General features: G+C 34.9%; 14 protein-coding genes. 8 read left to right on the top strand and 6 right to left on the bottom strand.

All coding sequences use genetic code 11. The annotated features are described in order from the left end of the window. Window positions 1-8 precede the first annotated feature (8 nt). On the bottom strand, window positions 9-2114 hold the full coding sequence (gene recG / locus BUC23_RS08710; protein WP_073208553.1) for an ATP-dependent DNA helicase RecG: 2106 nt from the start codon (window positions 2112-2114) through the stop codon (window positions 9-11). Between the two features lie 223 nt (window positions 2115-2337). On the opposite strand from recG, the gene BUC23_RS08715 reads away from it, so the two are divergent. The 4 genes from BUC23_RS08715 to BUC23_RS08730 all read left to right on the top strand — a co-directional run bounded on the left by BUC23_RS08715 (window position 2338) and on the right by BUC23_RS08730 (window position 5848). Next, window positions 2338-3051, top strand: coding sequence for an endonuclease/exonuclease/phosphatase family protein (locus tag BUC23_RS08715; RefSeq protein ID WP_073208887.1), 714 nt, complete (start codon window positions 2338-2340; stop codon window positions 3049-3051). 135 nt (window positions 3052-3186) lie between these two features. Next, window positions 3187-3732 carry a DUF1697 domain-containing protein gene (locus BUC23_RS08720; RefSeq protein WP_073208555.1) on the top strand — a complete coding sequence of 182 codons (546 nt, stop codon included), beginning with the start codon at window positions 3187-3189 and terminating at the stop codon, window positions 3730-3732. A 59-nt stretch (window positions 3733-3791) separates the two neighbouring features. Next, window positions 3792-4214 (top strand): hypothetical protein, encoded by a 423-nt coding sequence (locus BUC23_RS08725; protein ID WP_073208557.1) that lies wholly within the window; start codon window positions 3792-3794, stop codon window positions 4212-4214. A 149-nt stretch (window positions 4215-4363) separates the two neighbouring features. After that, entirely contained in the window at window positions 4364-5848 is a 1485-nt protein-coding gene (locus tag BUC23_RS08730; RefSeq protein WP_073208559.1) for an aminopeptidase P N-terminal domain-containing protein, read from the top strand. 72 nt (window positions 5849-5920) lie between these two features. On the opposite strand, the gene BUC23_RS08735 is transcribed toward BUC23_RS08730, so the two are convergent. Next, window positions 5921-6658, bottom strand: a complete 738-nt coding sequence (locus tag BUC23_RS08735) for a Dph6-related ATP pyrophosphatase (protein WP_073208561.1) — start codon at window positions 6656-6658, stop codon at window positions 5921-5923. A gap of 104 nt (window positions 6659-6762) precedes the next feature. On the opposite strand from BUC23_RS08735, the gene BUC23_RS08740 reads away from it, so the two are divergent. Beyond that, the gene (locus BUC23_RS08740) at window positions 6763-8826 is read left to right on the top strand and encodes a M1 family metallopeptidase (protein WP_073208563.1); all 2064 of its coding nucleotides are present in this window, start codon (window positions 6763-6765) and stop codon (window positions 8824-8826) included. A gap of 119 nt (window positions 8827-8945) precedes the next feature. Here the strand turns inward: BUC23_RS08740 and BUC23_RS08745 are convergent, their stop codons facing one another. Further along, the gene (locus BUC23_RS08745; RefSeq protein WP_073208565.1) at window positions 8946-9467 is read right to left on the bottom strand and encodes a DUF7935 family protein; all 522 of its coding nucleotides are present in this window, start codon (window positions 9465-9467) and stop codon (window positions 8946-8948) included. A 130-nt stretch (window positions 9468-9597) separates the two neighbouring features. On the opposite strand from BUC23_RS08745, the gene BUC23_RS08750 reads away from it, so the two are divergent. From BUC23_RS08750 to BUC23_RS08760, 3 genes are all read left to right on the top strand, one after another. Then, window positions 9598-10365: a sulfite exporter TauE/SafE family protein gene (locus BUC23_RS08750; RefSeq protein ID WP_073208567.1), complete on the top strand. Its 768-nt coding sequence runs from the start codon at window positions 9598-9600 to the stop codon at window positions 10363-10365. Between the two features lie 118 nt (window positions 10366-10483). Further along, a complete protein-coding gene (locus BUC23_RS08755) occupies window positions 10484-12820 on the top strand; it encodes an ATP-dependent helicase (RefSeq protein WP_073208570.1) in 2337 nt (778 codons plus the stop codon). Window positions 12821-12904: 84 nt separating this feature from the next. Beyond that, window positions 12905-13525, top strand: coding sequence for an L-threonylcarbamoyladenylate synthase (locus BUC23_RS08760; protein ID WP_073208572.1), 621 nt, complete (start codon window positions 12905-12907; stop codon window positions 13523-13525). Window positions 13526-13656: 131 nt separating this feature from the next. Here the strand turns inward: BUC23_RS08760 and BUC23_RS08765 are convergent, their stop codons facing one another. From BUC23_RS08765 to BUC23_RS08775, 3 genes are all read right to left on the bottom strand, one after another. Next, window positions 13657-14490, bottom strand: a complete 834-nt coding sequence (locus BUC23_RS08765) for an OmpA/MotB family protein (protein WP_073208574.1) — start codon at window positions 14488-14490, stop codon at window positions 13657-13659. Between the two features lie 53 nt (window positions 14491-14543). Continuing rightward, a complete protein-coding gene (locus BUC23_RS08770; RefSeq protein WP_073208576.1) occupies window positions 14544-15542 on the bottom strand; it encodes a glycosyltransferase family 2 protein in 999 nt (332 codons plus the stop codon). Window positions 15543-15607: 65 nt separating this feature from the next. Then, window positions 15608-16054: a type I restriction enzyme HsdR N-terminal domain-containing protein gene (locus BUC23_RS08775; protein ID WP_073208578.1), complete on the bottom strand. Its 447-nt coding sequence runs from the start codon at window positions 16052-16054 to the stop codon at window positions 15608-15610. Window positions 16055-16085 lie beyond the last annotated feature (31 nt).

Raw genomic sequence — 16085 nt, forward strand, 5'->3', positions numbered from 1 at the left:
AAAGTCGCTTAACTAATATAGTTCCAGATATTCTTCTTCTTGGTCATTTCGACAAAAACAGCTCTCAAAGCTGCGTGTTCCGGTTTTTGCATCCCCGCATCTTCTTTCAGAAGTTTTAAAGCATAATTTCTGGCTAAACCCAAAGTATCTCGGTCTCGAACCAAATCGGCTATTTGAAGATTAAGTACGCCGCTTTGTTGGGTTCCCATTAAATCTCCTGGACCACGAAGCTTTAAGTCGACTTCGGCAATTTCGAAACCATCGTTCGTTTGCACCATAGTTTCCATTCGGGTTTTACTGTCTGAACTCAATTTGTGGCTCGTCATCAGGATGCAATAACTTTGCTCGGCGCCACGACCAACGCGACCGCGAAGTTGATGCAGTTGCGATAATCCAAAACGTTCCGCACTTTCGATAATCATCACACTGGCGTTAGGAACATTCACGCCAACTTCAATAACGGTTGTGGCGACCATAATATTGGTTTTTCCTTCCGAAAAACGTTTCATTTCCGCATCTTTATCTGCTGGTTTCATCTTTCCGTGCAATATGGAAATGGAATATTGCGGCAACGGAAAATCTCTGGAAATACTTTCGTAACCGTCCATTAAATCCTTGAAATCCATTTTTTCTGATTCTTGGATGAGCGGATACACAATATAGATTTGGCGGCCTAAAGCGATTTCGTCCCGAAGGAATTTCCAGACCTTCAAACGGTTGCTGTCAAATCGGTGTACAGTTTGAATCGGTTTTCGTCCCGGAGGCAGTTCATCAATCACCGAAATGTCTAAATCGCCATACAAACTCATCGCCAAAGTTCGTGGAATAGGCGTGGCGGTCATCACCAAAACGTGTGGCGGAATCAAATTTTTCTTCCACAATTTAGAGCGTTGTTCTACGCCAAAACGGTGTTGCTCATCAATTACTGCCAGTCCTAGATTCTTAAATTTTACTTTGTCTTCCAATAAAGCATGCGTTCCGATAAGAATGTGTAACGTACCGTTTTCTAGTTCTTCATGGATAATTCTGCGTTGTGCTATTTTAGTAGAACCCGTTAATATTCTGATGTTGATATTTAACGTTTCGGCCAATTCGGATAAACCAATAAAATGCTGGTTTGCCAAGATTTCCGTGGGCGCCATCAAGCACGCTTGGAAGCCATTATCAAGTGCCAAAAGCATGCTCATAAAAGCCACAATTGTTTTCCCGGAACCTACGTCGCCTTGCAGCAAACGATTCATTTGGGCGTTGCTTCCCATGTCAGTTCGTATTTCTTTGATGACTCTTTTTTGGGCATTTGTCAATTGAAACGGTAAATGATTCAGATAAAAATCATTGAAATGTTCACCTACTTTATCAAACGGATGTCCTTTTATTTTATGTTTCCTAATGAGATTTTTCGTGATTAATTGCAACTGAATAAAGAACAATTCTTCAAAAATTAAGCGGAATTTGGCTTTCGCCAAAACCTCTGCGCTTTTTGGAAAATGGATGTTGAATAAAGCCGCTTTTTTAGGAATAAGCTTCAAGTCGTTGATTAAATAATCCGGTAAAGTTTCCGTGAATAACGCTTGTGTTTCTAGAAACAATTGCTGCATCAATTTATTAATCACCCGGTTTGAAATCCCGCGATTGGTCAAGGTTTCTGTCGAAGGATAAACAGGTTGCATGGCAGAACGCAGACTTTGTTCGTGTTCGCTCATCAACTCAATTTCCGGATGCGCCATGTTGAAAGCATTCCCAAAAGACGTGCATTTACCGAAAATCACACACATTTCATTGAGCTTTAAACTCTCCCGAATCCATTTATGACCTTGAAACCAAACAAGTTCCATTTGCCCCGTATCATCCACAAAAGTAGCTACCAGTCTTTTTTGATTTCTACCAAATTCAACGGTTTTGATGTTGATGATTTTACCAATGATTTGAACTTCGGCAATGTTGTTCTGCAATTCGTTTATCTTGTAATAACGCGTTCGATCTATGTATCTGTTCGGGAAAAAATTAACCAAATCCTGATACTTATAAATCCCCAATTCCTTACGCAGCAATTCGCCCCGATTGGGACCAACGCCTTTGAGGTATTCTATGGGAGTGAGTAGGAGGTTTTGCATTTAGATTTTTTTGGACACGGATAAAACGGATTTGCAAAAGCAAAAACGCAGATTAAAACGGATTTTTAATTTGATGGAGCGAAGATAGTTTTTTGTTTGGAAATTTGGAAATGGGATCGCTTGGAAATGGAGTAGGAAAAATGATATATTTGGTATAAATAAATTGTATTAGATAGCTGACTTTCATTGTGGATGAAAATTTAGAAAATAAATGATTACAAAAATGAAATTAATAACATGGAATTGCCAAGGTGCATTTAGAAAAAAAGCAAAATTTATTTTAACACTCAATCCTGATATTCTGGTTGTTCAAGAATGCGAAAGTCCAGAAAGATTAATTTTTCAAAATTCAACAATAAAAACAAATGATTTTTTATGGTTTGGAGATAACCAGAATAGAGGACTTGGAATATTTTCATTTGGAAATTTTAAATTTGAACTTCTAGAGCAGTACAACCCTGCATTTAAAATTGTGACACCAATTAAAGTAAGTAGTAAAGATAATTCATTTGTCCTTTTTGCAATTTGGGCAAACAATACACAAGATAAAAACAATCAATATATCGAACAAGTTTGGAAAGCAATAAATCATTACGATGAAATTCTAAATAATGAGATGACTATATTAACAGGAGATTTTAATAGTAATAAAATTTGGGATAGAAAACATCGAATTGGGAATCATTCAGAAGTTGTTGAGAAATTAGCGAAGAAAAATATCTTTAGTATTTATCATAATCATTATAATGAAGAACAAGGAAAAGAAACAAAACCAACATTTTACTTACAACGAAATAAAAATAAACCATATCATATAGATTATTGTTTCGCATCAGAAAGTCTAATAGAAAAATTTAAAAATATAGAAATTGGGACTTATGAAAATTGGATTGAACATAGTGATCACGCACCGCTATCTGTAAAATTCGAACTTTAGATAAATACAAAAATGAATTCAGATTGCGACTCTCCAAAACCATATATTCACGATGTTTATTTATAAGCACTTCGAAAAAAATAATAAAAAATCCCTTCAAACACAATATCTTCGCAAAAATAAAATAGCTTAAAAATGACAACTCATCTCGCATTGCTTCGTGGTATCAATGTTTCCGGTCACAGTATGATAAAAATGGAGGCGCTAAAAACAACTTTGGAAGCCATTGGTTTTCAAAATGTGCAAACGTATATTCAATCAGGAAATGTTTTTGTGGATACCGAAGAAGAAAATGCTGCGGCTGTTGGTTTCAAAATCAAGCAGGAAATTTTCAAGGCTTTTGGTCATGAAGTGCCGGTTGTGGTTATTAGTTCCACGGATTTAGAAGCGTGTTTCAAGAATAATCCTTTCTTAAAGGAAAAGGATATCGATACGAAGAAGTTATATGTTGCGTTTATTTCGACTACGCTGCAAAGTACCAGTATGAATGATTTGAGAATTAGTCAGTTCAAACCCGATGAAGCCAGTATTGATGGCAGTAGAATTTTTATTAAATACGCAGTTGGAGCCGGAAAAACCAGATTTGATCAAAAATACATCGAGAAAAAACTGAATGTTACCGCAACTATCCGAAACTGGAATACAGTAACGCAGTTGTTGAAAATGTATGCAGAGAGATAGAGAATTATAAATGTACTATCCTTAAATATTTCTAATTCAGTTTTGCAAAAAATGCCTCCATGAAACATCTTATTATTCTTATTGCTTTCCTAACTATTTTTAGTTCCTGTTCAAAGGATACTGGAGCTATCGATAGTACTGGTTATTATGGAAAATGGACTTTGGTAAAAATGTCAGGTTCTATGGCTAATTCGGAAACGACTGGTGCAGCAATGGAATGGCAAGAATTTTATTTGTTTAACAGGAACGGAACATTTACCAAAAGTAGAGATCGAAATGGGATTAAAACAACTATTTCCGGAACCTACACCACTGCAAATCATTTAGATGGAATTTATTTTGAATTAGTGTATCCCAATGACAGCGAACTTATAGGAAGTTGTTATGGAAATTTAAAAGAGGAACTTTTTTTAATAGGAAATAATACTTTGTCAAGTACTTGGAAAAATTGCGATGGTCCCGGACTGGAATATAAAAAATAAAATATTGGTCACATAATCAGACGGGATCTAAAACCAAAAACAATCGTCCGACGAAAATGTTGGATGGTAGATACAAAATTAATTATATTTACTATTGATAATTAACTAGCAGTATTATGCTTAGTATTTTAATCCTAAACTGTAAATAGATGACTTTTAGACTTTCTTTCCTCCTCACCGTTCTTTTTGTTTGTTCTTCGATTGCTCAAAACGGAACTCCAACGGATTATTTATCCGCACAATTTCATAAAGACCGAAGAGAAGCTTTACGTAAAAAAATGCCTCAGAACAGTGTGGCAGTATTTTTTGGAAATCCTGTTCGCAATCGAGCGAATGATGTGGATTATGTATACCATCAAGATCCTGATTTTTATTACTTAACAGGATACAAAGAACCGAATTGTGTATTGGTTGTTTTTTCGAATAATCAAACGAATAAAGACGGAAAAAGCTATAATGAAATGCTTTATGTTCAGGAAAAAAATCCAAAAGCAGAACAATGGACCGGAGTACGCTTAGGAACCGAAGGCGCAAAGAAAGACTTAGGTTTTGAAGTCGCTTTGAATGGAAAAGATTTTCTGAATTCGGGTATTGATTATAAGAGTTTTAATACTGTTTTGTTTAAAGAATTTGAAAATGACAGCAGAAATTCCAAACGAGAAAAAGCGGATTTATATAAATTGACTGAAGCTTTTAAAACTCAAATTGGTTTCGATGTGAAAACTGAAAAACAGGCTGATTCTAACGTGCAAAATGAAATTAGTCCGAAAAAAAGCATCGCTGTAAAAAAGGCAACTACCGATACGAAATCGATAACAACTTACATGGCGAGTTTGCGCGAGAAAAAATCCAAGGAGGAAATGGTTTTGCTAACCAAAGCAGTTCGGATTTCGGCAATGGGGCAACGTGAAATTATGAAAGCAATGCATCCAGGAATGTCTGAAAGTGAAATACAAGGCGTGCATGAATTTGTATATAGAAAATATGGAAGTGAGTTTGAAGGCTATCCGTCCATCGTGGGAGCCGGAAATAATGGATGTGTTTTACATTATATCGAAAATAGTAAAATGAAAGTGGAAAATGATTTGGTACTAATGGATCTTGGCGCGGAATATCACGGTTATAGCGCCGATGTAACCCGAACTATTCCTGCTAATGGGAAATTCTCTACCGAGCAAAAACTGATTTATGATTTAGTTTATGATGCGCAAGAAGCAGGGATTGCCACTGTCAAAATAGGAAATGACTTTAGTGCACCTGATGTTGCTGCGCGAAAAGTAATCACTGATGGTTTAATGAAATTAGGAATTATTAAAACGGCGGATGATTCACGAAAGTATTTCCCACATGGTACTTCACATCATATTGGTTTAGATGTTCATGATCCGGGTTTATACAATAATTTTGAGGAAAATATGGTGCTCACAGTAGAACCTGGAATCTATATTCCTACCGGAAGTGATTGTGATAAAAAATGGTGGGGAATCGCAGTACGAATTGAAGATGATATTTTGGTAACGGCAAACGGGCCAATGAATTTATCTGGAGAAGCACCAAGAAAATCAAACGAAATTGAAGCTCTTATGAAAGAAAAAAGTGTTTTTGATGGTTTAAATTTACCAAAACTAGATTAGAACCTTCTTTAGGATTATCCATAAAAAATAAAAACTCCGTTGTCTCAGGACATCGGAGTTTTTTATTGAAAATTATTTAGCTATTAAATCACAATACCAAAATCCAAAATCATACGCATCGGAAGCACTCGTATCACAAGCGGTATTCGATGAATCTTGTTCTTTTGGTTTTTCGTATTTTCGGTATACGATTTCACCAATTTCAAAATCTATGGGTTTAGAAAAAATGGGGCCATCGAAAGTGAAGGTGTGAAACTCACCGTTTTCGCCACAAACATCTACGTTTTCAGGTAAATCGTTGATAAAATCCTGGTCTATAACGCGACCCACAAAGCTTTTATCTAAAAAGCGTTCGTTGACGCAAACGACAATAGTTTTAAATCCTAAACTAATAAATTCTTGAATCAAATCTTGAGTTGGAATTTTCCAAAGCGGAAAAACACCTTCAAAACCTATTTCGGCTAGTTTGTCTTGTCTGTATTTTCGCAAATCTTCCAGAAATATATCTCCAAAAATAGAATGCGTTACACCTTGGTCTTTTAGTTTTGCCAATGTTTCCTGCATGACTTTTTCATAGACTTCCATTGTAGGCATTTCGGGAATTTGCATAATTTCAAGTGGTAACCCAATACTTTGGGATTGTTGTTGCAATAATTCTACCCGAACGCCGTGCATGGAAATGCGTTGAAATTGTTGATTTACACTCGTAAGCAAACAGCTTATTTCAAATTCGGGATTTTGTAATGTTTTGTATAGGGCAAGGGCAGAATCTTTTCCGCTGCTCCAATTAAATAGGGCTTTCTTTTTCAATGGGATTTTCTTGAGGTTTTCTGCGGGTAAACTTACAAAATTTATAATATTAGTTTGGTAAACCTTTGTAACTTTGGAAATCTCAGTTTTAACCTTTGGAATCCATGAAATACTTTTTCCTCTTACTATCTGCCATTGTATTCGCCCAACAAACCAAATCTGTCGATTTTAAATCGGTTCGTGGACAAATAACAATTAATCCTCAAGATAAATCGGTTAAAGGGGCGGTTAGTTATTGGTTTGATGTATTAATACCAGTAGATACAATTAAAATCGATGCTCAAAATATGAATTTTACTGATGTAGAATTGAATCAGAAAGAAATCCACTTCACTACTGATGGAAAGCAAATTTTACTGATTTCAGCTTTTAAAAAAGGGACCAATAACATTAGTTTTAATTATGTTGCTAAACCTAAGCAAGCGATGTATTTTGTAGGTTCTGAGGATAATGATAATGTACAAATCTGGACGCAGGGTCAAGGAAAAAACACCAGTAATTGGTTTCCGAGTTTTGATGATGTCAATGAGAAATTGATTTTTAATCTGGAAGTCGTTGTGGATTCCAAGTACCAAGTAATTTCTAACGGAATCTTAAAAAGCAAAGTGGATAACAATTCGATGACGTATTGGAGTTTCAACATGCAAAAACCAATGAGTTCTTATTTATTAATGCTTGCCATTGGGAAATTTGAAAAACAAACGCAGCAATCAAACTCGGGAATTCCATTAGAAATGTACTATGACTCCAAAGACAAATTTAAATTTGAACCCACGTATCGATATTCAAAGCGGCTATTCGATTTTTTGGAAAAGGAAATAGGAGTGAGGTATCCTTGGGGAATTTATAAACAAGCTCCCGTCCGAGAATTTTTATATGCAGGAATGGAAAATACTTCGGCAACATTATTCGCCACCCGGTATCTTGTAGATTCTACAGGTTTTGAAGATAGAAGCTATACGAATGTCAATGCACATGAATTGGCGCATCAGTGGTTTGGAAATCTTGTCACTGCCGAAAGTGGAAAACACCATTGGCTTCAGGAAGGATTTGCAACCTATTATGCGTTACTGGCTGAGAAGGAAATTTATGGCGAAGATTATTTTTATTCCAAATTATATGAATCGGAACAACAATTAAAGTTTGCTTCTAGAACCGACACTATTCCTGTTTTGAATGCCAAAGCGAGTTCGTTGACTTTCTATCAAAAAGGCGCTTGGGCACTTTTTGTTTTACACGAGGCAATAGGAGATAAGGCTTTTAAAACAGCGGTAAAATGTTATTTGAAAAAACATTCGTTTCAAACGGTAAATACACAAGATTTCTTTGCTGAAATTAAAAAAGTGTCTGATTATGATTTAGATAATTTTAGTAAAGTATGGCTTGAAACAAGTGTATTTAATACACAACAGGCTAATATTTTATTAAATAAAAATAAATCAATTCAAATTTTATTTGAAGTAGAAAAATTAAAAAATAAACCCTTATCTGCAAAAGAAAATTTTTTCGCGAAAACACTACAATCCGATGTTTATTTTTCAGTGAAAGAAGCGATTGTCAACCAATTAAAACAAGAAAAATTGGAAGATAAAGGAGCTCTTTTAAGCTTGGCTTTGGCTTCTAAAAATGTACAAGTTCGTCAAGCGGTCGCGGCATCAATGAATGAAATTCCGGAAGGTTTCAGAGCACAATACGAAACTTTACTCGATGATAAATCGTATCAGACGCAAGAAATAGCGTTGTATAATTTATGGAATAATTTTCCGAAACAACAATCCCATTATTTGGATAAATCAAAAGATTGGGTTGGTTTTAGTGATTATAACCTGCGAACATTATGGTTGTCACTGGCATTGTCTACATCCAATTATTCGACAAATAAAGAACAGTTAATAGGTGAATTAATTAATTATTCATCGGGAAATTATGAAGCAACTATTCGTCAAGATGCTTTAGAGAAACTACTTGCTTTTAATATAATCAATGATCAAGTATTGCAAAATTTGGTCAGCGCAACCACGCATCATATGTGGCAATTTTCGAAATTTGGAAGGGATAATATCAGGAAACTGCTTAAAAATAAGGAAATGAGCGTTTCTTTTGAAAGAATTCTGCCTAATTTAAATGAAAGCGAGCAATTTCAATTGAATCGATTATTGAAAGAATAGCAATTAAACATAGAATTTTGGGCGCTATTTTTTAAACTTAAATGAACTTATATTCCTTAAATGTTTGGATTTTTTACCGTATCAGGAATATAAGTTCATTTAAGAATATTAATGATATTCTACCACAATTGCCCCACTTCGTTTTTGATATAAGCCAAAGCCGCATTACTTGGAGATTGTTTTTCCATTAAATCATTCAAAAGCACTTCACGCAATTTGTCAGCACTATCCACACGGTCACTCATATTTGCCTTACGGATCATTTGAATGGTAGCATTTTTGGCTGTTACAATAATCGTCCAGCATTCATCTGACATGTATATTTGTTGCGTCAAATTATGTTCAAATTCCTGTTCGATTTGTGCAATTATAAGATTTTCATAATCGTTTTTATCCTGTGAAAGAGGCGCTATTCGAATCAATAATTTGGTAGGATTGATACGCTCAACATATAAAGTCATACGTTCGAATGCTTGCAAGCGTAAGGGCAAAGCGTTTTTTTGAGCCTCTTTGTTTAACAAATAACGGCGTCTTCCTTCTTCGTTTTTGGTATGGAGATCAAAAAAATAATAGGCAACAAGTCCTGTGACAACTGCCGGCAAAGTATAACTTAGTAATTCTATGATTGGTAATGATTCCATTTTTCTTTAAAGATTTAGTAAAGCAAAAATATACTTTTTTGAACACAAAACAACTTGATTTTATTAGCAATAAATCAATTCGAATAGTATTTTTACCATTTGGACCTAAAATTAAATATCGACAATTACAATGGAAACATACGTATTGGTTTTACTTTGTTTAGCCGCTTTTGCCGCAGGATTTATAGATGCTATTGTAGGCGGCGGCGGACTGATACAAACGCCTATGGGATTGATATTATTACCTAATTTACCAGTTTCAACAGTTATTGGAACTCTGAAAGTTCCTGCTTTTAGCGGTACTTCATTTGCAGCCTATCAATATCTTAAAAAATTAGATATGAACTGGAAATTGCTAGGAATTATGATGCTTTTGGCTTTTCCTTCAGCATTTTTAGGTTCTACATTATTGACGTATGTAAGTAATGATTTTATGAAACCGCTATTATTGGTTGTGCTTTCATTTTTAGTTGTTTATACCTACGCAAAAAAGAATTTTGGGCAACATATTGCAAAAACTCATTCTCCCAGAACTCAAATCTTAAATGCGATTGGAATCAGTTTTATAGTGGGCTTGTACGATGGATTTATTGGTCCGGGAACAGGCAGCTTTTTGGTGGTTGCTTTTATATCCATTATGGGATTCGATTTTTTGCATGCTTCCGCAAATGCTATAATGGTGAATCTTTCGACTAACTTTGGTTCCATTTGCCTGTTTATTTTGAAAGGTAAAATTATTTGGGCAATAGCAATACCGATGGCTGGTAGCAATGCTTTCGGAGGCTGGCTAGGGGCTAAATTAGCTATAAACAAAGGAAATAGTTTCATTCGGATTTTCTTTTTGGTAGTTGTAATCGGTACATTAATCCGTTTTGCTTATGATGTATTTTTTAAATAATAAATACAGAACATCTTATTAAAAACAATTGCAAAATGAATTAGTCAATTGTTGTTTTTTGGTACTTAAAACCTCATTCAAAATCGCTATTTTTGCATAATATAATTTAAAAATTTCCATGCATAAATATATCGATCAACTTAACGAAGCGCAACGAGAACCCGTTCTACAAAAAGACGGTCCTATGATAATTATTGCAGGAGCAGGTTCTGGTAAAACGCGGGTGTTGACCATACGAATTGCTTATTTGATGAATCAGGGAGTAGATGCATTTAGCATTCTGTCGTTGACTTTTACCAACAAAGCAGCTCGAGAAATGAAAAAACGTATCTCTGATATCGTTGGTGCTGGCGAAGCCAAAAACCTTTGGATGGGAACCTTTCACTCGGTTTTTGCTCGAATTCTTCGTTCAGAAGCGGAACATTTAGGCTATCCTTCGAATTTTACCATCTATGATTCTCAAGATTCTCTTCGTGCCATTTCTGGAATTATCAAGGAAATGCAGTTGGATAGGGATGTGTATAAACCAAAACAGGTTTTAAGCAGGATTTCCAATTTCAAAAATAGTTTGATTACGGTAAAAGCGTATTTCAATGATCCCGATTTGCAAGAAGCAGATGCGATGTCTAAAAAACCTCGAATGGGCGAAATTTATCAAAATTATGTAGATAGATGTTTCAAAGCAGGAGCAATGGATTTTGATGATTTATTATTAAAAACGAATGAGTTGTTAACTCGTTTCCCAGAAGTTTTGGCTAAATATCAAAACCGTTTCCGTTACATATTAGTTGATGAGTACCAAGATACGAACCATTCTCAATACTTGATTGTTAGAGCATTATCAGATAAATTTCAAAATATTTGTGTGGTAGGTGATGATGCACAAAGTATTTATGCGTTTCGTGGAGCAAACATCAACAACATCCTGAATTTCCAGAAAGATTATGAAGGGGTGAAAACCTTTCGATTAGAGCAGAATTACCGTTCGACAAAAAACATTGTGGAAGCGGCAAATACTATCATAGATAAAAACAAAGTTAAGCTTGATAAAATAGTTTGGACCGCCAATGATTTTGGTCCAAAAATAAAAGTACACCGCAGTTTAACGGATAACGAAGAAGGCCGATTTGTTGCGAGTACGATTTGGGAGCAAAAAATGCAAAATCAGTTGCCTAATGGCGCTTTTGCAATTTTGTACCGTACCAATGCACAATCACGTGCGATGGAAGATGCCCTGCGAAAAAGAGATATTCCGTACCGAATTTATGGTGGACTTTCTTTTTATCAAAGGAAAGAAGTGAAGGATGTATTGTGTTACTTGCGATTGGTTATCAATCCAAAAGATGAGGAAGCATTAGTGCGCGTAATCAATTATCCGGCTCGTGGAATTGGGAATACGACTATCGAGAAATTGACTATTGCCGCCAATCATTACAAGCGTTCGATATTTGAAGTGATGCAAAATATTGAAAAAATTGACTTGAAACTGAATTCAGGAACAAAACAGAAACTTCTTGATTTTGTAACGATGATTCAGAGTTTTCAAGCTATAAACGAAAATCAAGATGCCTTTTATCTTGCGGACCATGTTGCAAAGAAAACAGGACTAGTACAGGAATTAAAGAAAGATGCCACTCCGGAAGGAATGGCTAAAATCCAGAATATTGAGGAATTATTAAACGGTATCAAGGATTTCACCGAAGGACAAAAAGAAGTTGATGGTGCCAGAGGTGCATTGGCTGAGTTTATGGAAGACGTCGCACTGGCAACCGATTTAGATAAAGATACAAGTGACGAGGATCGTGTGGCGTTAATGACTATCCATTTGGCCAAAGGATTGGAATTTCCTCATGTTTTCGTGGTAGGAATGGAAGAGGATTTGTTTCCAAGTGCGATGAGTATGAGCACGAGAAGCGAACTAGAAGAAGAACGTCGTTTATTTTATGTAGCTTTGACAAGAGCGGAGCATCAGGCGTATTTGACCTATGCGCAATCGCGTTATAGATGGGGAAAGTTGACTGATAGTGAACCTTCTCGTTTTATTGAGGAAATCGACAGTCAGTATCTAGAATATATGACACCACCGGAGAATAATTATCGTTATAAACCGATGATTGACAGTGATATTTTTGGTGATGTGGACAAATCCAAATTGCGTCTGGCAAAACCAATAGGAGGTACACCGCCAAAACAGGTTACTGATAATGAACCCAAATCAGATATAAATGTTAGGAAACTAAAGCCTGTTTCCAGTAATGGAGCTTCAACTGGAAGTGCAAATTTATTTGACAACAAACTCGTTGCTGGAAATATTGTTATGCACGAACGTTTTGGGAAAGGCGAAGTTGTTAATATGGAAGGTGTTGGTGCTGATAAAAAAGCCGAAATCAAGTTTGAAGTGGGCGGAATAAAGAAATTATTATTGCGATTTGCAAAACTGGATATTATTGGGTAAAAATTCGTTTCAGGTTTAAGGTTTAAAGTTGTCTTTTAGAGGAACTTTAAGCCTTAAACATTTTAACTTTAAACTAAAAATTAAATGGCTCAATTTATAAAAATATACGAAGACAAACCTAATGAAGCGGCAATTGCCAAAGTCGTAAAGGTACTTAAAGATGGCGGACTGGTAATTTATCCAACCGATACCGTTTATGGATTAGGCTGCGATATTACAAATACCAAAGCGTTGGAACGTATTGCTAAAATCAAAGGGATTAAGTTGGACAAAGCAAATTTCTCTTTTATTTGCAACGATTTAAGCAATATCTCCGACTACGTGAGACAAATTGATACGACAACTTTTAAAATATTAAAACGAGCTTTGCCTGGTCCTTATACTTTTATTTTACCGGGAAATAATAACTTGCCTAAGGAATTTAAAAAGAAAACGACTGTCGGAATTAGGGTTCCAGATAATGCGATAGCTTTAGAAATCGTTAAGCAACTGGGAAATCCAATTGTGTCCACTTCGATTCACGATGATGACGATGTGATTGAGTACACTACAGATCCCGAGCTTATTTTCGAGAAATGGCAAAACTTAGTTGATATAGTTATTGATGGTGGCTATGGCGATAATGTAGGTTCTACGATTATCGATTTGTCGGGAGATGAGCCAATAGTGGTTAGGGAAGGTAAAGGGAGCTTGGATATTCTTTAAGGAAGTGTTCAGTGTTCAGAAAAACACTGTTCAGTTGCCGCAGCCTCAAAATTAGTGTTCAGTAATAACTATAAAAAAACGTCTCGATACACCGAGACGTTTTTATTATTATAAGCAAACTAAACACTGTTTTATTGTTTTTGTTTTTTCATTTCTTTTTCAATCATATCATAAAACTGATCGATTTTTGGCAATACAACAATACGAGTTCTTCTATTACGAGCTCTGTTTTCAGCAGAATCATTAGTTACTAAAGGAATGTATGAACTTCTTCCTGCTGCAATTAATTGTTCTGGTTTAACACCTAATTGATTTGTTAAGACGCGAATGATGGAAGTAGAGCGTTTTACACTCAAATCCCAGTTGTCTAACAATACACCACTACCTTTGTAAGGCACGTTATCAGTATGTCCTTCAACCATACATTCAAAATCAGGTTTGTCATTTACCACTTTAGCCACTTTGGCTAAAACGCTTTTTGCTCTGTCTGTTACGTCATAACTTCCTGTTTTGAATAATAATTTGTCGGCAATGGAGATAAATACAACTCCTTTTTCAACATTTATTTCGATATCCGGATCAGAAATTCCAACTGAGCTTTTTAAACTTGTTACTAAAGCAAGAGTTACACTGTCTTTTTTAGTTAAAGCATCTTGCATTCTGCTTATTTTTAAATCTTTTTCTTTAATAGATTCTAAAGCTTTCTCAATGTTTTCAGCACCTTTCGTAGACAATATAGTCATGTCTTTGGAAGTACTGATTAATCCTGTATTTTGCTCTTTCAAACCAGCTACAGTAGCTGTAAGCCCAGCTTTTTCCTCTAAACAAGAATTTAACTTTACCGTGCAACTGTTTAATAAATCTTGGGTTTCTTTATTTCTTGCTTCTAAATCAGTGTATTTCTTTTTCGAAACACAAGAAGTTAAAAGTGCTAATACGGATAATGCGATTACGATTTTTCTCATAAAATGTTTAATTTAATTAGACGTGAATTACAAATTTAGTTTTTAATATTTAGTTACGAGTTAAATAAATGTTTAAATATTTGAACCTTTTTGACGAAGTATAGATAAACGATGCTTTTCTGGTTATAGTATTTTTCCGATTGAAATTTGTCTCTTTTTTTATAATTTGCCAAAAATAAGCGGTAAAATGAACCGTGGGCCTTTAAAATGGCTAAAAATTGTTTGAATTTTCCTTGTGAAATAAATTGTATTCCAGCAGCTGCGTCCAAAACCATTCGGCAAAACAGAACCCAATATAATTTATCTTTAGGTAAATTTTTGGTCAACATTAATAATGAATTTCTAAAATTCAGATACGTTTTTTTTGGATTTCCCTGTTGCAATGTAGCTCCGCCAACATGAAAAACCAGTGATTCCGAAATGTATTTAATTTGATGGCCCTTATTGAAAGCGCGCCAACAGAGATCAATTTCTTCCTGATGCGCAAAAAAGTCAGCATCAAAACCTTTCAATTCGTCATAAACAGAACTTCGTATAAAAAAGCAAGCGCCCGATGCCCAAAATATTTCACAGTTATCATTATATTGACCGTTGTCTTTTTCTAAGGTATCAAAAATGCGACCTCTACAATATGGATAGCCATATTTATCAATAAATCCGCCGGCAGCACCAGCATATTCAAAATATTCTTTACTTTTAAAATCTAATATCTTAGGCTGAATTATAGCCGTTTGAGATTCATTTTCAAATGCTTTAATAATGGGTTGCAACCAATTCTTGGTAACTTCGATATCTGAGTTTATCAAAGCATAAACATCGGCATCAATATGCTTTAACGCTTCATTGTATCCGCCAGCGAAACCTGAATTGGAATCATTTTTAACTATTTTAACCGAAGGAAAATTAGCCATTACAAATGAAATGGAATCATCTGTTGAAGCATTATCTGCAAGATAAATTGTAGCTTCAGGTGAGTATTCTACCACTGATGGTATAAATTGTTCTAATAATTGTACTCCATTCCAATTGAGTATGACAACCGCTATTTTCATTTTGACTTTTAGATTTATAGATTTTTCGACATTTTAGATTTTTAAAATCTAAGAAGTTTAAAAATCTAGCTATTATAATTCGGTAGGTTTTCCAGGAAAGTATATTTCTCGTTTTTATAATCCATTTGACAAAAGTAATGATTCAAACCATTGGTCACCATCAAAAATTGGGACTGCATAGTCATATTGTAACGGGCAATTTGGTCGAATGTAGCTTGTGCAATTTTTATTTCGGGTGCTTTGCATTCGATTAATATAAAAATAGAACCATCAGGATTGAAAACAACAACATCGTATCTTTTTCGCAAACCATTGACTTTTAGAACTTTTTCGACATTTATTAATGATTTAGGATACTTTTTTTCATCCAATAAGTACTGAACTACGTGCTGACGAACCCATTCTTCGGGAGTGAGAATGATAAATTTTTTCCTGATTTCATCAAAAATGGAGACTTTATTTTCGCTATTTTTGAACCGAAAGTTATAAAGTTGAAAATTTAGTTTTTGCATAAAGCAAAAGTATTAAATAAGTTTAAAATTT

The sequence above is a fragment of the Flavobacterium xinjiangense genome, from assembly GCF_900142885.1.
In the GTDB taxonomy this organism is placed as follows: domain Bacteria; phylum Bacteroidota; class Bacteroidia; order Flavobacteriales; family Flavobacteriaceae; genus Flavobacterium; species Flavobacterium xinjiangense.

Bases quoted from the DNA above. Each gene is read 5' to 3' on its own strand.
- recG (WP_073208553.1), bottom strand. From the start codon at position 2,114: ATGCAAAACCTCCTACTCACTCCCATAGAATACCTCAAAGGCGTTGGT.
- BUC23_RS08715 (WP_073208887.1), top strand. From the start codon at position 2,338: ATGAAATTAATAACATGGAATTGCCAAGGTGCATTTAGAAAAAAAGCA.
- BUC23_RS08720 (WP_073208555.1), top strand. From the start codon at position 3,187: ATGACAACTCATCTCGCATTGCTTCGTGGTATCAATGTTTCCGGTCAC.
- BUC23_RS08725 (WP_073208557.1), top strand. From the start codon at position 3,792: ATGAAACATCTTATTATTCTTATTGCTTTCCTAACTATTTTTAGTTCC.
- BUC23_RS08730 (WP_073208559.1), top strand. From the start codon at position 4,364: ATGACTTTTAGACTTTCTTTCCTCCTCACCGTTCTTTTTGTTTGTTCT.
- BUC23_RS08740 (WP_073208563.1), top strand. From the start codon at position 6,763: ATGAAATACTTTTTCCTCTTACTATCTGCCATTGTATTCGCCCAACAA.
- BUC23_RS08745 (WP_073208565.1), bottom strand. From the start codon at position 9,467: ATGGAATCATTACCAATCATAGAATTACTAAGTTATACTTTGCCGGCA.
- BUC23_RS08750 (WP_073208567.1), top strand. From the start codon at position 9,598: ATGGAAACATACGTATTGGTTTTACTTTGTTTAGCCGCTTTTGCCGCA.
- BUC23_RS08755 (WP_073208570.1), top strand. From the start codon at position 10,484: ATGCATAAATATATCGATCAACTTAACGAAGCGCAACGAGAACCCGTT.
- BUC23_RS08760 (WP_073208572.1), top strand. From the start codon at position 12,905: ATGGCTCAATTTATAAAAATATACGAAGACAAACCTAATGAAGCGGCA.
- BUC23_RS08765 (WP_073208574.1), bottom strand. From the start codon at position 14,490: ATGAGAAAAATCGTAATCGCATTATCCGTATTAGCACTTTTAACTTCT.
- BUC23_RS08770 (WP_073208576.1), bottom strand. From the start codon at position 15,542: ATGAAAATAGCGGTTGTCATACTCAATTGGAATGGAGTACAATTATTA.
- BUC23_RS08775 (WP_073208578.1), bottom strand. From the start codon at position 16,054: ATGCAAAAACTAAATTTTCAACTTTATAACTTTCGGTTCAAAAATAGC.